The organism is Brevundimonas sp. (genome assembly GCF_027484365.1).
In the GTDB taxonomy this organism is placed as follows: domain Bacteria; phylum Pseudomonadota; class Alphaproteobacteria; order Caulobacterales; family Caulobacteraceae; genus Brevundimonas.
On record NZ_JAIXTC010000023.1, the window covers coordinates 83791 to 103131 of the forward strand.

Genomic DNA, 19341 nt, shown 5'->3' on the forward strand with positions numbered 1-19341 from the left:
TCCCGGCTCCGTTCGGACCGGCGAGGGGGACGAGGGTGGGAGCAGTCCGTGAAGAGCCATGTATCGCGATGCCCTTGATTGTAGCGCGAACAAGGCGCTACCAAAGCGGGCAGGGGTATGAAGAATGACGCAAGTTCAACGCTGGAAAACCGATGGCAATCAGCGGCGAGTTGAACGGATCAGCCAATCAACAATTGAAATTGTGGCTGCCGATATTCCGACCGCTTTCGAAGAGATTCGAACAAGCCTGATCGACTGGTTGTCTCGTAAGGCTGGAGCAAAGCTCCCCGATGCCATCCTTGACGGGAAAACAGGTGATTTCAATACTATAGGTTTTCAGCGCGTCGAAACTGCAGCGCTGACTGATCCGTTGTATTGGGCTGCAAGACAAGACGACCAGGACCGAGATTTTCCGCGGCGATCTTGGATTACAGAAGCCGCGCTTTCCACAAATGAGCGTGGGGTAGTCCTAGGTCATAGGTTGCATTGCGTCACGTTGGGGGAGGCAGCACCGTTCAGTCGATCGATTCCACGGTTTATGCGTGATGTTGGCCGCCGATTTGAAACACGGTTGGATGGGCGGGAAATTGAGCTAACCGCAAAGCGAGTTACAACTCCTGAGGACATTGAGTGGTTGTTCGCCCTGTTAACTTCCTCTTCGAGGCGGCATCCGGTCATCGGGATCGCTCAATCCTACCGACCGATCGACACGGAAAATGATGGGTATTTGGTGGATGCTGACGCGCTTGCCGCTGCCGTCTTCGGCACAGCCCATGTGTGCATGATCGGGCGTGACGCTTCTGAGGAGCTGACGAGTATTCTGGGTGAGCTCTCCGTCCGGAACGGCGGAGTTCGTAGTTGGAGGCATCCGCTTAGTCTCGAAGACACGCGCTTTAGCCACCCGCTTTCGACTGCCAAGATGATTGACGATTGGGGTCAGGGAGCGGGTGCCAAACGATTTGAGCGGGAGGTTATCGATTGGAGCCTGCGCTACTCGGCCGGACGTCGGGATGCGGACAACGCCATTCCGCCCTTCTCTGAGGTCCGCCACATAGCCGCTCAGCGAGAGAGGCAAGCAGCGAAAGCCGACGGCCGTACTGATCAAGAGTTGCTAGAACTGGCTCTCGATGAGAACGAGCGTCTTGCCAAAGAGATGCAGACGGCTAGAGAAGAACACTCACAAATGCTTGATTTAGCTGAAGAAGATGTTCAGCGGATTCACAGTGAGCGTGACGATGCATTGTCCGAGCAAAACAGACTTTTGGCGCGACTCAAACATGTTGAATCGGCTCTGGCTTCACAAAGAGCCGCCTCTCCCGAAAAATTCCCAGACGATCTTGCCGATTTGAAGCAATGGGCTGCCGACAACCTCGGAGATTCAGTGGTGTTGCTGCCTCGAGCATTGAACGCAGCAAAAAAATCCCCGTTCGAGGATGTCGAATACGTGTTCCAAGTCCTGTTGGCTATCCGTGACGGCTACGCGCCAATGCGAAGAAGCGGGGACAGTGATCTGAAAAACAGCTGGGATGACAAGATGCGCGAGCTGGGTCTCACGTTAACGCCATCTTTCGCGGGAGCTGGAGCAGGTGAATTCGGCGACGAATACCGGACGATGTGGGCGGGTCGAAATCGGGAATTCGACATGCATTTTAAGGGATGCAGCAGTCGCGACCCACGCTACGGATTTCGCTGTTACTTTTTCTGGGATGACGAGAAGGAGTGCGTTGTCATCGGGGCCATTCCCGGTCACCTGACGACCCGCGCTTCTTAGCGAAGCCACTCACACCTTCACCTCCACCACCCCGCCCCCCGCGCGGAACTTCGCCGACATCTCCGCCATGCCGGCCTCGGCTGTGGCGGCGTCCGCCAGCGACGCCCCCGCATCGTTCTGCGCCGCCGCATCCCTGCGGATGTCCTGGCTGATCTTCATGGAGCAGAATTTCGGGCCGCACATGGAGCAGAAGTGGGCGGTCTTGTGGGCCTCCTTGGGGAGGGTCTCGTCGTGGTATTTGCGGGCCGTCTCGGGGTCGAGGCCGGGGTTGAACTGGTCTTCCCAGCGGAACTCGAACCGGGCGCGGGACAGGGCGTCGTCGTGCAGGCGGGCGGCGGGGTGGCCCTTGGCCAGGTCGGCGGCGTGGGCGGCGATCTTGTAGGTGATGACGCCGTCCTTGACGTCCTGGCGGTCGGGCAGGCCCAGATGCTCCTTGGGCGTGACGTAGCAGAGCATGGCCGTGCCGAACCAGCCGATCATGGCCGCGCCGATGGCGGATGTGATGTGGTCATAGCCCGGGGCGATGTCGGTGGTCAGCGGCCCGAGCGTATAGAAGGGCGCCTCGTGGCAGTGTTTCAGCTGCTCATCCATATTGGCCTTGATCTTGTGCATCGGCACGTGGCCGGGGCCCTCGATCATGACCTGGCAGCCCCTGGCCCATGCGATCCTGGTCAGTTCGCCGAGGGTGCGCAGCTCGGCGAACTGGGCCTCGTCATTGGCGTCGGCGATCGAGCCGGGGCGCAGGCCGTCGCCCAGGGAGAAGGAGACATCGTAGGCCCGCATGATGTCGCAGATCTCTTCGAAATGCTCGTAGAGGAAGCTCTCGCGGTGATGGCTGAGGCACCACTTCGCCATGATCGACCCGCCGCGCGAGACGATGCCGGTGACGCGCTTGGCCGTCATGGGGATGAAGGGCAGGCGGACGCCGGCGTGGATGGTGAAGTAGTCCACCCCCTGCTCGGCCTGTTCGATCAGGGTGTCGCGGAACACCTCCCAGGTCAGGTCCTCGGCGACGCCGTTCACCTTCTCCAGGGCCTGGTAGATGGGGACGGTGCCGATGGGGACCGACGAGTTGCGGATGATCCAGTCGCGGATGTTGTGGATGTTGCGACCCGTCGACAGGTCCATGACGTTGTCGGCGCCCCAGCGGGTGGCCCAGACCAGTTTGTCGACCTCGTCGTCCACCGAGGACAGGACGGCCGAGTTGCCGATGTTGGCGTTGATCTTCACCAGGAAGTTGCGGCCGATGATCATCGGCTCGACCTCGGGGTGGTTGATGTTGTGCGGGATGATGGCGCGGCCGCGGGCGATCTCCTGACGCACGAACTCGGGCGTGACGAAGTCGGGGATGGATGCGCCGAAGTCCTCGCCGTCGCGGATGCAGGGGGCGTTTTGTTCGCGGCGCAGGTTCTCGCGGATGGCGACGTATTCCATCTCGGGCGTGATGATCCCCGCCTTGGCGTATTCGTACTGGGTGACGGGACGGCCCTCGACACCCTTGAACACCTTGTGGTTGGAGACATCGAAGCGGGGGGCGAGGTGGCGGCCCGACGCGTGGCCGTTGTCCTCGGGCTTGACCTCGCGCGGGTTCAGGACGGGGGCGATGTCGCCGCGGTCCAGCTGCCACGACGACTTCACCAGGGGCAGGCCCTTCTTGATGTCGATGGTCACCGTCGGGTCGGTGTAGGGGCCGGACGAGTCATAGATGGTCACCGGCGGCTCGTTGGCCGAGGGGTGGACGGCGACCTCTCGGAAGGGGACGCGGATGTCGGGGTAGAGCTCGCCCTGGACGTACACCTTGCGGGAGCCGGCGCGTTCGCCGGTGGGGATGGTCCCGGTCTCCTTCATCACGGCCTCGCGGGCGTCCTTCAGCGCGAGCTCGACATTGGGCTCGTGGGGTTGCTCGGCGGGCGGGGTGACGAGAATGTTCATGGCGGCCTCTGTGCGTTCAGAGGGTCCGCCGACGTCGGGGCGTTCCTGCTTTCGCAGGAATGACGGAATTCGAATTCCGCCACGTTTCCCATCCCTTCGCCGGCATGACCCGGATCAGGTTCGACGGGTCAGGCGGATACGCCAATCTCAGCCGCTGACCTGCGGCTCCCCGGAGAACGGGGCGACGATAGGCCGATCGCGCGCGGTTGGAAACCTTTCGCGGGCGGAGGACGAACGGTCGGGATAGGCTGGCCTGTCAGCCGGGAGGAGCCGCCATGCAGACTGAACCCTTCGACTTCGATTGCGCCGACGGACGTCGGGTGCGGGCCCGTCTGGACCGGCCGGACGGACAGGTGCGGGCCTATGCCCTGTTCGCCCACTGTTTCACCTGCGGAAAGGACAATCTGGCGGCGACGCGGATCAGCCGGGCCCTGGCGGACGAGGGGGTGGCGACGCTGCGGCTGGACTTCGCCGGGATCGGCGAGCAGGGGGTGGCGGCCATGCCCCAGGGGTTCTCCGTCGACGTCGGGGATCTGGTTGCGGCGGCGGCCCATATGGCGGCGCACGGCTGCGCGCCGGGACTGCTGGTCGGCCACAGCCTGGGCGGGGCGGCGGCGATCGCGGCGGCGGGCGACATCCCCAGCGTCAAGGCGGTGGCCACCGTCGGCGCGCCCTTCGACGTGGCCCATGTCCTGCATCTTCTGGGTCCGGGGGCCGAGACGGTGAAGCCCGGCGAGCGCCACGAGGCAAGCGTCGGGGGACGACCGGTCTCGGTCGGCGCCGGCTTCGCCGACGACCTGAAGATGCAGGACCAGACGACCCGGCTGGCGAACCTGAAGCGCGCCCTGCTGGTGCTGCACTCGCCGGTCGACCAGATCGTGGGGATCGAGGAATCGGCGGGGATCTTCCTGGCGGCGAAACACCCCAAGAGCTTCGTCTCCCTGGATACGGCCGACCATCTGCTGTCGAAACCGGCGGACGCCGCCTATGCCGCCAGCGTCATCGCCGCCTGGGCCAGCCGGTATCTGGACCTCATGGAGGCCGAGGTCACGACGCCGCCCGCCGATGGGGTGGTGCGGGTGGCCGAGACGGGGGCCGGCAAGTTCCAGGTCAAGGTCGAGGCGGGCGGGGCCATGCTGCTGGCCGACGAGCCGGTCTCGGTGGGCGGCCTGGCCTCGGGGCCGACGCCCTATGAGCTGGTCGCCGCCGGGTTGGGGGCCTGCACGGTCATGACGCTGCGGCTCTATGCCGAGCGGAAGGGGCTGGCGCTGGAGCGGGCCTCGGTCGAGGTGCGCCACGACCGGCAGGCCGGCCAGACGCCGGCCGATCTGTTCGAACGCACCCTGACGCTGGAGGGGGCGCTGGACGACGGGCAACGCGCCCGCCTGTTCGAGATCGCCGACAAATGCCCGGTCCACCGCACGCTGGAGGCGGGAGCCCGTGTGGTGACGCGGACCACCGCCGCCATGGCGGCCCCGGCCGAGACCGAGCATTTCGCCCAGATGGACGACGTCTGCCGCGCCTAGATCGGGCGGCCGTCGAGGAAGGCCTCCAGCAGGGCGTTGAAGGTGTCGGCCTGCTCGATCATGACGGCGTGGCCGGTGGCGGGGACGGGGACGAACCGGCTGCCCGCGATCGCGGCGTGGACGGCGCGGGCCTGTGCGGGCGAGATCGGCCGGTCCTCCTCGCCCGAGACGATCAGGGTCGGTGCGGTGATCCCGGACAGTTCGTGGGCGATCGCCGGGCGCGCGGCGGAGGCGGCGGCCGCGCGGTGAAGGTCCCGGGACAGATGACGCAGATAGGCGCGCCAGCGGTCGGCCTCGGGCTTGCGCGCAGCCGCGTTCAGGAAGGTGTCTCCGAACAGGATCTTCATCATCGGCCGGACGAAGGGTCGGGGACCGAACAGCTTCACAAGGGCGATCAGCAGACGATAGCGGGGCAGGTTCGCGGGCTCCTCGGCCTCGGCGCTGGGGCCGATCAGGGTCAGGGTGCGGACCAGCTCGGGCCGTCGCGCGGCGACCCGCATGGCCACGAATGTGCCCATCGAGAAGCCGACGAGGTGACAGGGGCCGACCTTCAGGGCGCGGATCAGCTCGACCGCGTCGGCGGCGAGATTGTCGAGATCGAGCCCGGCCGCGACATGGGCCGAGCGCCCCTGGCCGCGGAGATCGAAGGTGACGACCCGGTACCGCCCGGAGAAATGCGCCACCTGGGCCTCCCAGGATTCGGAGGCCAGCATGAGGCCGTGGATGAAGACGAGGGTCTCGGGACCGTCGCCGTGGATGTCGTAGTGCAGGCGTACGCCGCCGATCATCATGTCAGGCATGGACGTTCTTTCTGAAAGGGTGAGGGCTCGGCCCGCGCAGCGCGGGCGTTCGAACAGTCAGGCCGGATAGGCCTCGAGCAGGCGGTCGATGGCGGCCTCGATCCGCAGCCAGCCGGCGTCGTCCAGGGTCACCCCGGCGAACCGGTCGCGGGTGGCGGCGGCGAGGGCCAGGTGCTGGACCGCCGCCAGGAAGACGACGTTGAGGGCGACGACGTCGACGCCCGTGGGCATCGGGATGTCCGGGCGGCGCGAGGCCGTCCAGCGCTGAAGCACCGCCGAGCGGGCCGCCTCCAGACGCCGCAACAGGGGCGTGTCCTGCGACAGCTCCCAGGCCACCAGCCGCAGGATCAGGGGGCTCGAGCGCAAGGCGCCCAGATAGGCCAGCAACATCTCGCGCGCGAACAGCCGGTAGCTTGTCGCGCGGGTCGGGGGCTGGGCCGCGAGCGTCTCGCCGAGCCACAGATCGAGCCGGCCGGCGAGGCGTTCGACGACGCCTTCCACACCCTCGAAATAGCGATAGATCAGCTTGCGATCGACGCCGGCCTCGGCCGCGAGGGTGTTGACGTTCAGCCCGACCCAGCCCTCGGCCAGCAGCAGTCGCTCGGCGGCGGAGACGATGGCCGCCTCCGTCGCCGGTCGGTCGCGCAGCCGGGGTTGCGCAGGGGATGCTGTCGAAGGGGTCGCCATCATCCGTTCGTGTCCGAGGACGCGCAGGCGCGCAAGGCCCGGGCCCGGTCGCTCTCGAAGGTCGCCGCCCAGCGACGATCGTAGTTGCCCGTCCGCAACTCGGCGACGGACCCCGTGGCTGCCGGGCGGATGGTCACGCTCTCATAGGCGGCGCCATAGCCCGCGAGCGAATAGCGCCACTGGTCGCCGGTCTTCACGAAGCGGCTGAGTGGCAGGAAGTCGGCGCGTTCCTGGAAACAGGCGGCGAGGGCGTCGACGGGCAGGGCGCTGTCGACGACCTCATCCGGCGCCTGGGCGGACAACAGATCCAGATCGGCGACGCCGACGCGCGGCGCGGCGCAGGCCGCCAGGGTCAGCAGGGCCGCGAAAGGCGCGGCGATAAGGGGGGAGGCGATGTTCACGGTCTTTCTCCTTGGGCTCGAAACTGTCGGGTTGACATGTCCCATGACTGAGACATATACAAGTCCCACAACCGAGACAACAGGAAATCGACAATGTTGATGACGACGACAAAACGAAAGGCGGGGGCGGCCATGGTCGGCTTCGCGGTGGCGGCGAACATCCCCTTCGCCCTCCTGGTCGACCGGTTCGGCTATGATGACGTGCTGCGTGAGCCGCCACTGGATGTGCTGCGGGCCTTCGAAGCGGGCGGTCCGGAGCTGATCCTGATCTGGCTGGCCTTCGCCCTGTGCGCCCTGGCCTTCCTCTGGGTCTCGGCCTGGACGGGCGACGCGGTCAGGGCGGGCGGCGGGCGATGGCCGGCCTGGGCCGCGACGGCCGGAGCGGCCTCGGCCGTGGTTCAGGCGGCCGGACTGTCGCGCTGGGTGTTCGTGGTGCCGGGCCTGGCCGAGCGGGGACTGCACGGCGATGCTATGTCATCGGCCGGGGCGGTCGCGGTCTATGAGGCGCTCAACCAGTTCGCCGGCGTGGCCATCGGCGAATGGCTGGGTCAGACCCTTCTGGCCGCCTGGACCCTGGCGATGGGGCTGGCTCTGGTGCGCGGGCCGCTGGCGCGAGGGCTCTGGTCCCGCCTTCTGGGCGCCGCCGCCCTGATCCTCGCCCCGCTCTGGATCGTGGGACACGTCGAGCTGCTGGCCACGTCAAATCCCGCCTTCCCCGATTTTCAGATCGCCCAGTGGGTCTTCACCGGCTGGCTGGTCTGGTTGTTGGCGCTCGGAATCACCTGGACCGTTCAGGGAGACGCGAAATGACCCCGCACATCCCGCAGACCGACAGCGGCGTTCGCGGCTGGCCGATGCTGCTCCTGAGGCTGGAAGGCCTCGGCGTCCTGGCCCTGTGCGCCGTCCTGTACCACCGGACCGGCCTGTCCTGGTGGTGGTTCGCCGGACTGTTCCTGGCCCCCGACCTGTCGTTCCTCGCCTATGTCTTCGGGCGACGGGCGGGGACCCTGGCCTACAACGCCACACATACGGAGCTTGGCCCGCTGGGGCTGGCAGGCGTGGGGTTGACGGTCCTGCCCGCGGTCCTGCCCTTCGCCCTGATCTGGGGCGCCCATGTCGGCTTCGACCGGCTGGTCGGCTACGGGCTGAAATACGGCTCCAGCTTCAACCACACCCATCTCGGGCCGGTCGGCCGGGCGGCGAAAGCCGGCCGCGTCAGCTAGCCCCGCCCCACGGATGCAACTGAAAGAGGTCGCCCGTCATTTTCCGAGGGGCGGCCCCATGTGACCGCCGCAGTGTTTGTTTGCGTATGAGGCGGCGTCGCATGTCCAGGCTTGAACGGCTGATTTACGGGAGCACGGCCACCGGCCGGACCGACAGTCTGATAAACCTTGTCGCCATCCTGGCGGAGTCGCAGAGGAACAATGACCGCGACGGCCTGACCGGGGCCCTGGCCGCACACGACGGCCGTTACGTCCAGGTGATCGAGGGCCGTTCAGACGCCCTCGACGGCCTCCTTCGGCGGCTGGCGACCGACAACCGGCATCGCGACATCGTCGTCTTCAGCCGCGACCCGATCGAGGCCAGGGCGTTCTCCGGCTGGTGCATGGCGAGCGCCCGGATCACCCCGGCTGTGAAAGGTCTGCTGGATGATCTGATGGCCGACCAGACGCCGTCTCCGGCGCGCGCCCTGGCGATCATGCGCGAGGCTGTCGCGGCCGTCTGAGGCCGTCTCGCACCCGTCCGGCGACGGTGATAGGGAGGGGATGAACCCGAAAGGCCGACCCCATGCATCTCGCCCGTTTCCCCCGCGTGCGCCTCGCCCATCTGCCGACGCCGCTCGAGCCCGCGCCGGGCCTGTCGCAGGCGCTGGGCATCGACCTGTGGATCAAAAGGGACGACTGCACGGGTCTGGCGGGCGGGGGCAACAAGACGAGGAAGCTGGAGTTCCTGCTGGGCGACGCCTTCGAGCAGGACGCCGACACCCTGGTGACCCAGGGGGCGGTGCAGTCGAACCATGTGCGCCAGACGGCGGCGGCCGCAGCGACCATGGGGCTGAAGTGCGAGGTGATCCTGGAGGAGCGGACCGGGTCGAAGGCCGTCGACTATGTCCACAACGGCAATGTCCTGATGGACCGGCTGTTCGGTGCGGTCATCCGCTCCGTGCCCGGAGGGTCGGACATGCCGGCCGAGCTGGAGAAGACGGCGGCCGAGATCCGGGCGCGCGGCGGCAAGCCCTATGTGATCCCGGGCGGCGGCTCGAACCCGGTCGGGGCCCTGGGCTATGTCGACTGCGCGCGCGAGATCGTGATCCAGGCCGATGAGCTGGACCTCGCCATCGACCGGATCGTGACGGCCACGGGCAGCGCCGGGACCCATGCCGGTCTGGTCGCCGGGCTGGCGGTGATGGGCGCGGACATTCCGGTGCTGGGCATCGGAGTGCGGGCGCCGAAGGAGAAACAGGAAGCCAATGTCCTGAAGCTGGCGAAGGAGACCGCCGCCCTGCTGGGCCATCCGGACCGGGTCACGGACGGGATGGTCGTGGCCGACTGCGACTATGTCGGGGCCGGCTACGGCCTGATCGATCAGGCGGTGGTCGACGCCCTGGTGCTGGCCGCGCGGACCGACGGACTGGTGCTGGACCCCGTCTATACGGGCAAGGCGATGAAGGGGCTGATCGCCCTGGCCAAGGCCGGCCGGTTCGAGGGCGAGCGGGTCGTCTTCCTGCACACCGGCGGGGCCCAGGGCCTGTTCGGCTATCAGGGCGAGCTAGACGCGATGCTGGCCTAGGCGGCCGGCGGCGGGCCGGGCGGCGGCGGGAAGTCCAGCGGGGCGACGGCGGCGCCGGGCGAACCGGCGACGACCGCGTCATAGAAGGCGGTGCCGAGCGGCGAGAAGGTGATGGCCTCGATCGCGATGATCATCGCCACCTGGACACCGAAGCCCCAGACCCAGGCCGGGTGAATCCGGCCGGTCTTTCGCAGGTCGATGATCATGCCGATCACCGGGAACAGCAGGGTGACGGCAGCGGTCGCCTCCCATGCCCAGGGGATCAGCAGCGGCACCGGCAGAATTCGGCCGACGCCCGGTCCCATCAGGATGGCCATGGCGGAATAGTGCAGGCGGCGATGCCAGTCCGTCGACCGGCGAAGCACAACCGCCGCGATCGTCAGTCCGACGAAGGTGACGAGCGACAGGGGATCGAAGACCAGGAACTGCAGGGGCCGGAAGAAGAACGGCACATTCCCCTGACGCACCATGGCCTCGGTGACCAGCCAGCCGAGGACCAGCATGGGGACCAGCCAGACGGTCGCCAGCCAGCCCAGCGGCCGGTGCCAGCGCACCTGGCCCGTGGCGATCAGAAGGTTCTGGACAAGGAAGATCGCCAGCCAGCCCATGAAGACCACGGCGTGGGCATGGACCATCAGAGGAGCGTCGAAGCTTGAGCGACCTGCCGCCAGCTGGATCGAAAACCCGGCCACCACGACCAGCACCATGGTGATGGCCAGGCCGGGAAAGACGCGGTCTGCGCCCGGCGCACGCCCGGTATTTGATGCTGTCATGACCACCCCCCGATGTTCGAAGGAGACCTTACCCCCCGCGACATGGATTTCAATGTCGCATAGCGATGAGATGTGAAGATCGGTCGGGACCTTCGTCCATCGAGCGGCTCTTCAAGGGTCCCGGGGTCCCGGCTCCCCTTCGCGGGGCCTTTCCGGTAAGCCCTGGGCCCGGGCACGCGGGGTCCGGCCCCGGACATCGGGACGGGAACGATCAGGGAGACGACGGCGCGATGAAGACTCTGGGTGTTCTGGGCGGCATGGGGCCCGCCGCGACAGTGGCGTTTCTGGCGCGGGTGCAGGCCCTGACTCCGGCCGGCGGCGACGCCGATCACATCCGGGTCGTGATGGACATGAACCCCCAGGTCCCGGACCGGAACACCCGGCCAGGCGAGGCCGAGGCGGAACTGGGCCGGATGGCGATGCGGCTGAAGGCGGCCGGAGCCGAGGTGCTGGCCATGCCGTGCAACACGGCGCATGCGCAGAAGCCGGGGATCGTGGCGGCCGGACTGCCCTTCATCGACATGATCGCGGCGACCGTAGCGGCGGCGAAGGGATATGACGCCCGATCCATCGGCATCCTGGCCACGCCGGGCGGGGAGGCGCTGTATGTCGCGGCCCTGACGGCGGCCGGGGTCAAGCCGGTGGTTCTGCAGGGCGAGGACCGGGCCGCCTTCATGGCCTGCGTCTACGGGGTCAAGCGGGGCGACACGGGTGTGGACAATCGCGCGGCCATGACGCGGCTGGCCGGGGCGCTCAACGCCGCGGGCGCCGATGCGGTGATTGCGGGGTGTACGGAGGTTCCCCTGTTGCTCGACGCGGCCGATGTGTCTGTTCCGCTGGTCGATTCAGCAGAGGTGCTGGCGGATGCTTGCGTAAGGGCCTGTCGCGACTAATCATATCTCATGATCCGGTCGCGGATCAGATGTAATCACAATGTATTGTGTAATGTGATTGAAATATAAAACCGTAAACAAGCCGACACATCATCCTCAAGAACTCCGGATACCGGTGGCGTCTCACATTCCTCGGGGGAGTTCTGACCATGTCCGAATCGAAGCGCGCCGGCACCCATGACGACGGCGATATCCAGCTGAACTTCTCGGCAAACGCTCACATTTCGGATATCATCGAACAGCGCAACTCGCGTCGCCAGATCCTCGGCGGCATGGTGGCCATGGCCGGCCTGTTCGGTCTGTCGGCCTGCGACGGTGACAGCGACCAGCCCCGCTCGGATGCGACCGTCTCGGCCGGCTCCAGCGGCGCGACGTCCTCGGGCAAGGTCGTCACCCTGACCGGGACCGCAACCGGTTCGACCGGCGTGCTGTGGCAGCAGGTCTCGGGCCCGGCCGTCACCCTGACCGGCGCCAACACCAACTCCGCGACCTTCATCGCCCCGGCTGTGGCCAGCGCCACGCCGCTGGTGTTCTCGTTCAATGCGCCGGGCTCGAACAACATCATCGCCTCGGCCCAGACGACGGTGACGGTCAACCCGGCGGCCCTGACCTTCAGCGCCCTTCCGAAACTGCTCAACGACGTCGTGACGGTGCCGGAAGGCTACACGATCTCGGTCCTGTACGCCCTCGGCGATCCCATCGCGCCGGGCGTGCCGGCGTTCGGCAATACGGGCAATGACACCAACTTCGCCCAGCGCGCCGGCGATCACCATGACGGCATGTATTTCTTCGGCCTGAACGCCGCCGGCACCGGCCGCGACGACACGTCGAACACGCGCGGCATCCTTTGCGTGAACCACGAGAACGTCACGGAGCAGTATCTCCACGCCAACGGGACCCTGACCGTGGTGGGCGGCGCCCGCACGGTCCAGGTCGAGGTCGATCGCGAGATCGAATGCCACGGCGTGGGCATCATCGAGGTCGCGCGCGGCTCGAACGGGACCTGGGCCTACAGCCAGACCTCGACGTTCAACCGCCGCATCACGCCGAACACGCCCATGGCGTTCAACGGCCCGGTGCGCGGCGCCGCCCAGCTGCGGACTCTCTATTCCCCGACCGCCGTGGCCGGACGCGGCACGGTCAACAACTGCGCCAACGGCTTTGCGCCCTGGGGCACCTACCTCACCTGTGAGGAAAACTGGGCCGGCTACTTCAACCGGGCGACGGGCGACAACGCCCTGCGGCCGGCGAAGGAAGGCCAGGCCTACGCCCGCTACGGCGTCGCCGGCGGCCCGGTCGCGGGCCTGAACTGGGGCACTCTGGCGGTGTCGGACCCCGCCAACACGACCTATCGCAAATGGAACGCCTCGGTCGTTGCCGGCCCTGCCGACGGCTCGGGTGATTTCCGTAACGAGCCGAACCAGTACGGCTGGATCGTCGAGATCGATCCCTATGACCCCGCCTCGACGCCGCGCAAGCGCACCGCCATGGGTCGTATGGCTCACGAAGGCGCCTGGCCCGCGAACTTCGTCGCCGGCCGCCCGCCCGTCTACTATATGGGCGACGATTCCCGCGGTGAGTATTTCTACAAGTTCGTCTCGGCCACCCCGTGGGATGCAGCGGACGCCCAGCGTACGGACCGTCTGAATGTCGGTGACAAGTATCTGGACAACGGCACGCTCTACGTCGCCCGCTTCGACGCCACGGGGGCCGGCGTCTGGATCCCGCTGGTGTTCGGCACCGGCGTTCTGACGGCGGCCAACGCCCTCTACAGCTTCGCCAACCAGGCCGACGTCCTGATCAATGCCCGCCTGGCTGCCGATGCGGTCGGCGCGACCAAGATGGACCGGCCGGAATGGGCCAGCGTCAATCCGGCGAACGGCGAGGTCTATCTGACCCTGACCAACGGCAACGCCACATCGCGGCCGCTCGCCGGGACCGACGCGGCCAACCCGCGCCACTACAACGATCCCCGCACGAACGGCACGGCGCAGCGCGGCAACCCGAACGGCCACATCATTCGCCTGCGCGAGACCGGCGACAATGCCACCGCCCTGACCTTCAGCTGGGACATCTATCTGTTCGGCGCCGGTTCGGACCTGGATGCGGCCAACATCAACCTGTCGGGCCTGGACGCGACCAATGACTTCGCCAGCCCGGACGGCCTGTGGTTCGGCCGCCCGACCAATCCGTCGGGTCAGATCAATCCGCTGCTGTGGATCCAGACCGACGACGGGTCCTTCACCGACGTGACCAACAACCAGATGCTTCTGGCCTTGCCGGGTCGGGTCGGCGACGGGGGTGCGCGCACCATCACCAACACCGACGCGACGGGCGCGACCCGACAGCAGGCGACCATCGTCGGCAGGGCTCCCGGCCTGACGCTGAAGCGCTTCCTGGTCGGACCGAGGAACGCCGAGATCACCGGCATCGACTCGACGCCGGACGGCCGGACCGTGTTCGTCAATATCCAGCACCCCGGTGAGGGCGGCCCGACCGCGACGCCTTCGTCGAACTGGCCTTCGAACCAGAACGGCGCGGTCTCCACGGCGCGTCCGCGCTCGGCGACGATCGTGATCACCAAGAACGACGGCGGCGTGGTCGGTCTTTAGGGCCTGCCTCATCGCTGGAGACAGGGGGCGCGCCGGCCACGGCGCGCCCCTTTTTCGTTGCGAGGGCGCGCGACCCGCCGCATTCAGGGCGGGTGAAAAGACAGAGTGTGATCATCGACTGCGACCCCGGCGTGGACGACGCCGTCGGGTTGTTGCTGGCCTTCGCCTCGCCGGAGCTGGAGCTTCTGGCCGTCACCACGGTGGGCGGGAATGTCCCGGTCGAGAAGACGACCCGGAACGCACGGATCATCCGCCAGGTCGCAGGGCGTGAGGATGTGCCGGTGTTCGCCGGCGCCGCGCGGCCGCTGCGGCGCGAGCCGGCCGGGGCGGGCGAGTTCCACGGGGCCGAAGGACTGGGCGATCTGGAGGCGGTCGAGCCCGATGCTCCGGCCACGGACGGGTCTGCGGTCGAGACCATCGTGCGCATGGTGATGGAGGCCGAACCGAAGTCGGTGGCCCTGGCCGTCATGGGGCCGATGACCAATCTGGCCCTCGCGCTGCGGGCCGAGCCGCGGCTGGCGGACCTGCTGGGGCCGGTGGTGGTCATGGGCGGGGCGCGGTCGGAGGGGGGCAACATCACCGCTTCCGCCGAATTCAACATCTGGGCCGATCCGGACGCGGCGGCGGAGGTCTTCGCCAGCGCCTGCGAGATGGTGGTGTTCGGGCTGGACGCGACCCATCAGGTGCGGGCGACCGAGGACCGGATCCGGGCCCTGGAGGCGATCGGCAACGGGCCGGCCCTGACGGCGGCGGCGATGGTGCGGTTCTCCCAGCGGATCGAGCGGGATATCGTCGGCTGGGAGGCCGCGCCCCTGCATGATCCGTGCACTGTGGCCTGGCTGCTGAAGCCCGAACTGTTCCGGCTGAGACCCTGCCGGATCGAGGTCGAAACCGCGAGCGACCTGACCCGGGGCCATACGGCGGTGGAGTTCCGCGTCGATCCGGCGGGCGCGCGGCACCTGTGGGCCGTCGAGGCGGACGGCCAGGGGGTGTTCGACCTGATCACCGGGCGATTGGGCGCGGTCGCATGAACGTCACCGTGGTCGGATCGATCAATCTGGATCTGGTGGCCTCGGCGCCGTCCCTGCCGGCGGCCGGGGAGACGGTCACGGGGGCGACCCTGGCGCGGCATCCGGGCGGCAAGGGCGCGAACCAGGCGCTGGCGGCACAGAAGCTGGGGGCCGGGGTTTCTTTGATCGGACGGGTCGGCGACGACGCCATGGCCGGTGAGGCCCTGTCCCTGATGGAGCCGTTCGGGGTCGATCTGTCGGGAGTCGAGGTCGATATCGCGGCGCCGACGGGGGTGGCCCTGATCGCGGTCGATCCGTCCGGCGAAAACCAGATCGTGGTGGCCGCGGGCGCCAACCATCAGGTCACGCCGGAACAGCTGCCGGCGCGGATCGAAACCCCTCTGATCGTGCAGCTGGAGCTGCCGATCGAGACGGTCGAGGCCGCCGTGGGACGGGCCGTGGGGTTCGTCTGTGCCAACCTGGCGCCGGCGCAGCCGGTGTCGGAACAGCTGCTGAAGCGCTGCGACCTGATCGTCGTCAACGAGGGGGAGGCGGCCTTCTACGGCGACCTGCTGCACCGGGGCGGCGGACGGGTGGTGATCACCCGGGGCGCGCGCGGGGCCGAGATGTATCACCGCGGCGTCAGGATGGCCTGTGCCACGCCGCCGACGGTTGTCGCCATCGACGCGACGGGGGCGGGCGATGCCTTCGTCGGCGCGATCGTCGTCGCCCTGCTGGACGGGATGGAGCCGAAGGACGCGCTCGACTTCGCCTGCGCCGCCGGGGCCCTGGCAGCGACGCGGGCCGGGGCCCAGCCGTCGCTGCCGACGCGCGAGGAGGTCGAGGCGCTGTCAGGTCAGGCCGGGGCGCCCATGTAGTCGCGCTTGCCGATCGGGACCCCGGCGCCGCGCAGAAGGGCGTAGGCCGTGGTCAGGTGGAAGTAGAAGTTCGGCATGGCGAAGCCGGTGACATAGGGCTGGCCGAGGAATTTCATCTCGCCGCCGGGGAAGGTCAGCGTCACCTCCTTGCCTTCCTGGCCGTCGATCGTGTCGCGCGGGACCGAGGCCAGATAGGCCAGGGTGTCGGCGATCCGCTGCTGCAGCTCGGCGATGGTCGTCTCGCTGTCGTCGTGGACCGGGGCGGCGACGCCGGACAGGCGGGCGACGCACAGTTTCGGGCTGTCGCAGGCGGTCTGGACCTGTTTCATCAGGGGGTGCATGTCGTCGATGATGCGCAGGGCCAGCCAGGTTTCGGGATCGACGCCCGTTTCCTTCGCATGGGCGACGGCCTTGTCGAGCAGGCCGGAGAGGGCGCGCAGGCCACGCGAGAAGGGCGGGACGGTGAGGTCGTAGAGTTCGGTCGCCATGGGTCAGTCTCCTTTGAGAACTTTCGGCCCGTCTAGCCCCGCCCTGGACGATTGTCACGCCCTTGGCGAAGCGGTGTCCCGAGGCCTAGGGTTGGAGGGCCGTCGGGGGGACGGTGAGTGAGAGTCGACCCTATGAACCGCACCCTGTCTATCGTGACCCTCGCGCTGGCGCTCGCAGCCTGCCAGCCGTCCGGACAGGGTGACGCCGCGTCGGCGGGACAGGCGACCCTGCCTTCCGGCGACGCGATGCCGGCGGCCTATGACTGGCATTTCGTGGCGCACGGCGGGTCGGGCGAACTGGATTTCGGCGACGGCGACTGGGCCGAGGGGGTCAGCGTCTTCACCCTGTCCTGCCTGCCGGAATCGAAGACCGTGCAAATCACCTGGGGCTATGAGGAAGACGCCGTCCTGACCTCGGGCACGGCGACCGGTACCTTCCATCCCGGGAGCTCTGTACCGTCGAACCATCCCGTCCTGACCGCCCTGAAGGACAGCGGCGCGATCGATGTGGGGCTGAGCGGCGCGGACATGCGACTGGTCGCCAAGGCCGCGGGTGAGGCGGAGATCACGGCCTTCTTCGACTACTGCGACAAGGGAATCGATCCGGCCTACACCGCTGAGGCGATCGCGGCGGCAGAGGCCGAACTGGCCGCCGCCGAGGCGGCCCAGGGCGCCGCCGCCGCCGTCACTCCTCCGGCGGTCGAGGCTCCGGCGGATCCGGCTGTCCCGGCGGCTCCGGCCGCGGACGCGCCGAAGCCCTAGAAGGTCACCACCAGACGGACGACCTCGCCGGCGTGGAGCCGGTCGAAGCCCGCATTGATGTCGTCGAGCGGGATGGTCCCGCTCATCAGCCGGTCCACGGGCAGGCGGCCCTGACGGTAGAGGGCGACGTAGCGGGGAATGTCGCGGCCGGGCACGCAGGTGCCGATGTAGGAGCCCTTGAGGGTGCGCTCCTCCCCGACGAGTGAGACGACATTGACCGGCAGGGCGGCGTCGGGGGGCGGCAGGCCGGCGGTGATGGTCGTGCCGCCGCGACGGGTCATCTTCCAGGCGGCCTCAAGCGCGCGGACCGAGCCCGCCATCTCGAACACGAAGTCGCCGCCGCCCTGGGTCAGGGCGCGGACCTGATCGACGGCGTCGGGATCGGCGGCATTGACGGTCTGGACCGGGCCGAGGGTGCGGGCGAGCGCCAGCTTGTCCTCCGACAGGTCGACCGCGATGACGGGGGAGGCGCCGGAGGCCAGGGCGCCGAGGACGCTGGCCAGTCCGACGCCGCCGAGACCCACGACGACCGCGCTCTGGCCCGCGCGAATCCGGGCCGTGTTCACCACGGCCCCTACGCCCGTCAGGACCGCACAGCCGAACAGGGCGGCCTCGGCGAAGCTGAGGGCCGGATCGATCTTCACCAGGGAGCGGCGCGACACGACGGCGTGTTCGGCGAAGGCGGAGCAACCGAGGTGATGGTTCAGGGCTTCGTCATGATGATGGATGCGTCTGCCGCCGGTCAGGAGCTCGCCCTTGCCGTTGGCGGCGGCACCGGGCTCGCACAGGGCCGGGCGCCCCTCCGCACACGGATTGCAGTGGCCACAGGAGGGCATGAAGACCATGGCGACGGGGTCGCCGATCGCGAGATCGGTGACGCCCTGGCCCAGGGCCTCAACGATGCCGGCGGCCTCATGGCCCAGGGCCATCGGCAGGGGCCGGGGGCGGTCGCCGTTGATGACGCTGAGGTCCGAGTGGCACAGGCCCGCCGCCTTGATGGCGACGCGGACCTCGCCCGGGCCGGGCGGGTCGAGCGTCACGGTCTCGATCGAGAGGGGCCGGCTGTCGGCATAGGGGCGGGCGGCGCCCATGGCGCGCAGGACGGCGGCGCGGGTTGTGGTCCGGGTCATGGGCGGCCTTGTCGGAAACGCGCGAATGACCTTCGATAGGCGCTTGACGCGACGGAGGCCAAGCCCGAGCGTCGCATCAGGATCGGCGATCCAGCCGGCGCCATGAGGGACGAAACGAGAATGCCGAAACGCGACGAGGGGCCGCTGGCCGACCGGGCGACCTACAAGGCCTACCATACGGTCTCGACGCGCTGGGCGGACAACGACCAATACGGCCACATCAACAACGCCAAATTCTACGAGTTCGTGGACTCGGCGGTGAACGCCCACCTGATCATCGGCGGGGCGCTGAAGGAATCGATCGGTCTCGTGGTCGATTCGGGCTGCCGCTACACCTCGGCCCTGGCGTTTCCGGATGTGATCGAGGTGGGGATCAAGGTCGACCATATCGGCACCTCGAGCGTGAAATACGGCTTCGCCGTCTTCCGCCGGGGCGTGGCCGAGCCGGCCGCCATCGGCCATTTCGTGCACGTCTATGTCGATGCGGAGACGCGGCGGCCGAAGCCGCTTCCGGCGGTGCTCAGGGGCGTGGTCGAGAACCTGAGGGCGACCTAGTTGTCGTCCATATAGCCGAGCAGGGCCAGGGCGCCGACGGCGGTCAGGACGCCGAGGGCGAAGGCGGCGACGATGGAGCCGGTGGCGACGGCCGTGGAGACGGTCACCGGCCGGCTTTCGTACCATTCGACGATGTCGGCCTCGTCCGCGGTCTCTTCGTCGAAATAGACGTCTTCGGCTTGCATGGGAGACTCCGGAAGGTTCGATCCCTCAACCCGTCCCGAGCGTTGCGGTTCCCGCCCCAGCCGTGACAGGCGCGCGGCCATGGGCTAGACGCCCGATCACCCAATACCGCACGCGCTGAAGCCGCAAGCGACCGCGTCGCTCGCGTCA

The 19341-nt window shown here is 68.0% G+C and carries 20 protein-coding genes and 1 riboswitch; of the genes, 12 read left to right on the top strand and 8 right to left on the bottom strand.

The annotated features are described in order from the left end of the window. Nucleotides 1–124 precede the first annotated feature (124 nt). Nucleotides 125–1771, top strand: a complete 1647-nt coding sequence (locus Q0044_RS12130; RefSeq protein WP_298162547.1) for a PspA/IM30 family protein — start codon at nt 125–127, stop codon at nt 1769–1771. 9 nt (nt 1772–1780) lie between these two features. Here Q0044_RS12130 and thiC read toward each other — a convergent pair whose 3' ends face one another. Then, complete coding sequence (thiC, locus tag Q0044_RS12135; RefSeq protein ID WP_298162769.1) at nt 1781–3619, bottom strand: phosphomethylpyrimidine synthase ThiC; 1839 nt, start codon at nt 3617–3619, stop codon at nt 1781–1783. A 157-nt stretch (nt 3620–3776) separates the two neighbouring features. After that, nucleotides 3777–3885: riboswitch (TPP riboswitch) on the bottom strand. 93 nt (nt 3886–3978) lie between these two features. On the opposite strand from thiC, the gene Q0044_RS12140 reads away from it, so the two are divergent. After that, complete coding sequence (locus Q0044_RS12140; protein WP_298162548.1) at nt 3979–5229, top strand: bifunctional alpha/beta hydrolase/OsmC family protein; 1251 nt, start codon at nt 3979–3981, stop codon at nt 5227–5229. Here Q0044_RS12140 and Q0044_RS12145 read toward each other — a convergent pair. Genes Q0044_RS12145 through Q0044_RS12155 form a run of 3 tightly spaced genes read right to left on the bottom strand, consistent with a single transcriptional unit; the run spans nt 5226 to nt 7117 of the window. Then, on the bottom strand, nt 5226–6029 hold the full coding sequence (locus Q0044_RS12145) for an alpha/beta fold hydrolase (RefSeq protein ID WP_298162549.1): 804 nt from the start codon (nt 6027–6029) through the stop codon (nt 5226–5228). The genes Q0044_RS12140 and Q0044_RS12145 overlap by 4 nt on opposite strands. A 57-nt stretch (nt 6030–6086) precedes the next feature. After that, nucleotides 6087–6716 carry a TetR/AcrR family transcriptional regulator gene (locus tag Q0044_RS12150; protein WP_298162550.1) on the bottom strand — a complete coding sequence of 210 codons (630 nt, stop codon included), beginning with the start codon at nt 6714–6716 and terminating at the stop codon, nt 6087–6089. Beyond that, entirely contained in the window at nt 6716–7117 is a 402-nt protein-coding gene (locus Q0044_RS12155) for a hypothetical protein (RefSeq protein WP_298162553.1), read from the bottom strand. The genes Q0044_RS12150 and Q0044_RS12155 overlap by 1 nt, the downstream gene beginning before the upstream one ends. 99 nt (nt 7118–7216) lie before the next feature. Here Q0044_RS12155 and Q0044_RS12160 point away from each other — a divergent pair, with 99 nt between their 5' ends. The 4 genes from Q0044_RS12160 (at nt 7217) to cuyA (ending at nt 9907) form a co-directional block, all read left to right on the top strand. Beyond that, a complete protein-coding gene (locus tag Q0044_RS12160; protein WP_298162556.1) occupies nt 7217–7927 on the top strand; it encodes a DUF4386 family protein in 711 nt (236 codons plus the stop codon). Continuing rightward, the gene (locus tag Q0044_RS12165; protein ID WP_298162557.1) at nt 7924–8340 is read left to right on the top strand and encodes a DUF4260 domain-containing protein; all 417 of its coding nucleotides are present in this window, start codon (nt 7924–7926) and stop codon (nt 8338–8340) included. The genes Q0044_RS12160 and Q0044_RS12165 overlap by 4 nt, the downstream gene beginning before the upstream one ends. 101 nt (nt 8341–8441) lie before the next feature. Further along, nucleotides 8442–8843, top strand: a complete 402-nt coding sequence (locus tag Q0044_RS12170) for a BLUF domain-containing protein (RefSeq protein ID WP_298162558.1) — start codon at nt 8442–8444, stop codon at nt 8841–8843. A gap of 62 nt (nt 8844–8905) precedes the next feature. Then, nucleotides 8906–9907 (top strand): D-cysteate sulfo-lyase, encoded by a 1002-nt coding sequence (gene cuyA, locus Q0044_RS12175; protein WP_298162559.1) that lies wholly within the window; start codon nt 8906–8908, stop codon nt 9905–9907. Here cuyA and Q0044_RS12180 read toward each other — a convergent pair. After that, the gene (locus Q0044_RS12180; RefSeq protein ID WP_298162560.1) at nt 9904–10680 is read right to left on the bottom strand and encodes a hypothetical protein; all 777 of its coding nucleotides are present in this window, start codon (nt 10678–10680) and stop codon (nt 9904–9906) included. The genes cuyA and Q0044_RS12180 overlap by 4 nt on opposite strands. Before the next feature lie 230 nt (nt 10681–10910). Here Q0044_RS12180 and cuyB point away from each other — a divergent pair, with 230 nt between their 5' ends. The 4 genes from cuyB to Q0044_RS12200 all read left to right on the top strand — a co-directional run bounded on the left by cuyB (nt 10911) and on the right by Q0044_RS12200 (nt 16073). Next, the gene (gene cuyB / locus Q0044_RS12185; RefSeq protein ID WP_298162561.1) at nt 10911–11573 is read left to right on the top strand and encodes a cysteate racemase; all 663 of its coding nucleotides are present in this window, start codon (nt 10911–10913) and stop codon (nt 11571–11573) included. A gap of 149 nt (nt 11574–11722) precedes the next feature. After that, entirely contained in the window at nt 11723–14185 is a 2463-nt protein-coding gene (locus tag Q0044_RS12190; RefSeq protein ID WP_298162562.1) for a PhoX family protein, read from the top strand. A gap of 107 nt (nt 14186–14292) precedes the next feature. Beyond that, nucleotides 14293–15216: a nucleoside hydrolase gene (locus Q0044_RS12195; protein ID WP_298162563.1), complete on the top strand. Its 924-nt coding sequence runs from the start codon at nt 14293–14295 to the stop codon at nt 15214–15216. Then, nucleotides 15213–16073, top strand: coding sequence for a ribokinase (locus Q0044_RS12200; RefSeq protein WP_298162565.1), 861 nt, complete (start codon nt 15213–15215; stop codon nt 16071–16073). The genes Q0044_RS12195 and Q0044_RS12200 overlap by 4 nt, the downstream gene beginning before the upstream one ends. Here Q0044_RS12200 and Q0044_RS12205 read toward each other — a convergent pair. After that, a complete protein-coding gene (locus Q0044_RS12205; RefSeq protein WP_298162566.1) occupies nt 16052–16561 on the bottom strand; it encodes a DUF1993 domain-containing protein in 510 nt (169 codons plus the stop codon). The two genes, Q0044_RS12200 and Q0044_RS12205, sit on opposite strands and share 22 nt — an antisense overlap. Before the next feature lie 132 nt (nt 16562–16693). Here Q0044_RS12205 and Q0044_RS12210 point away from each other — a divergent pair, with 132 nt between their 5' ends. Further along, nucleotides 16694–17323, top strand: a complete 630-nt coding sequence (locus Q0044_RS12210) for a hypothetical protein (protein WP_298162568.1) — start codon at nt 16694–16696, stop codon at nt 17321–17323. On the opposite strand, the gene Q0044_RS12215 is transcribed toward Q0044_RS12210, so the two are convergent. Continuing rightward, nucleotides 17320–18453, bottom strand: coding sequence for a zinc-dependent alcohol dehydrogenase family protein (locus Q0044_RS12215; RefSeq protein WP_298162569.1), 1134 nt, complete (start codon nt 18451–18453; stop codon nt 17320–17322). The genes Q0044_RS12210 and Q0044_RS12215 overlap by 4 nt on opposite strands. 120 nt (nt 18454–18573) lie before the next feature. Here Q0044_RS12215 and Q0044_RS12220 point away from each other — a divergent pair, with 120 nt between their 5' ends. After that, on the top strand, nt 18574–19008 hold the full coding sequence (locus Q0044_RS12220; RefSeq protein ID WP_298162571.1) for an acyl-CoA thioesterase: 435 nt from the start codon (nt 18574–18576) through the stop codon (nt 19006–19008). Here Q0044_RS12220 and Q0044_RS12225 read toward each other — a convergent pair. Continuing rightward, the gene (locus tag Q0044_RS12225; protein WP_298162573.1) at nt 19005–19193 is read right to left on the bottom strand and encodes a hypothetical protein; all 189 of its coding nucleotides are present in this window, start codon (nt 19191–19193) and stop codon (nt 19005–19007) included. The genes Q0044_RS12220 and Q0044_RS12225 overlap by 4 nt on opposite strands. Nucleotides 19194–19341: the final 148 nt, after the last annotated feature.

Excerpts from the sequence above, each read along its gene's own strand:
- thiC (WP_298162769.1), bottom strand. The coding sequence starts at position 3,619 with ATGAAGGAGACCGGGACCATCCCCACCGGCGAACGCGCCGGCTCCCGC.
- Q0044_RS12210 (WP_298162568.1), top strand. The coding sequence starts at position 16,694 with ATGAACCGCACCCTGTCTATCGTGACCCTCGCGCTGGCGCTCGCAGCC.
- Q0044_RS12130 (WP_298162547.1), top strand. The coding sequence starts at position 125 with ATGACGCAAGTTCAACGCTGGAAAACCGATGGCAATCAGCGGCGAGTT.
- cuyA (WP_298162559.1), top strand. The coding sequence starts at position 8,906 with ATGCATCTCGCCCGTTTCCCCCGCGTGCGCCTCGCCCATCTGCCGACG.
- Q0044_RS12225 (WP_298162573.1), bottom strand. The coding sequence starts at position 19,193 with ATGCAAGCCGAAGACGTCTATTTCGACGAAGAGACCGCGGACGAGGCC.
- Q0044_RS12220 (WP_298162571.1), top strand. The coding sequence starts at position 18,574 with ATGCCGAAACGCGACGAGGGGCCGCTGGCCGACCGGGCGACCTACAAG.
- cuyB (WP_298162561.1), top strand. The coding sequence starts at position 10,911 with ATGAAGACTCTGGGTGTTCTGGGCGGCATGGGGCCCGCCGCGACAGTG.
- Q0044_RS12150 (WP_298162550.1), bottom strand. The coding sequence starts at position 6,716 with ATGGCGACCCCTTCGACAGCATCCCCTGCGCAACCCCGGCTGCGCGAC.
- Q0044_RS12160 (WP_298162556.1), top strand. The coding sequence starts at position 7,217 with ATGACGACGACAAAACGAAAGGCGGGGGCGGCCATGGTCGGCTTCGCG.
- Q0044_RS12170 (WP_298162558.1), top strand. The coding sequence starts at position 8,442 with ATGTCCAGGCTTGAACGGCTGATTTACGGGAGCACGGCCACCGGCCGG.
- Q0044_RS12205 (WP_298162566.1), bottom strand. The coding sequence starts at position 16,561 with ATGGCGACCGAACTCTACGACCTCACCGTCCCGCCCTTCTCGCGTGGC.
- Q0044_RS12165 (WP_298162557.1), top strand. The coding sequence starts at position 7,924 with ATGACCCCGCACATCCCGCAGACCGACAGCGGCGTTCGCGGCTGGCCG.
- Q0044_RS12145 (WP_298162549.1), bottom strand. The coding sequence starts at position 6,029 with ATGCCTGACATGATGATCGGCGGCGTACGCCTGCACTACGACATCCAC.
- Q0044_RS12140 (WP_298162548.1), top strand. The coding sequence starts at position 3,979 with ATGCAGACTGAACCCTTCGACTTCGATTGCGCCGACGGACGTCGGGTG.
- Q0044_RS12180 (WP_298162560.1), bottom strand. The coding sequence starts at position 10,680 with ATGACAGCATCAAATACCGGGCGTGCGCCGGGCGCAGACCGCGTCTTT.
- Q0044_RS12190 (WP_298162562.1), top strand. The coding sequence starts at position 11,723 with ATGTCCGAATCGAAGCGCGCCGGCACCCATGACGACGGCGATATCCAG.
- Q0044_RS12215 (WP_298162569.1), bottom strand. The coding sequence starts at position 18,453 with ATGACCCGGACCACAACCCGCGCCGCCGTCCTGCGCGCCATGGGCGCC.
- Q0044_RS12200 (WP_298162565.1), top strand. The coding sequence starts at position 15,213 with ATGAACGTCACCGTGGTCGGATCGATCAATCTGGATCTGGTGGCCTCG.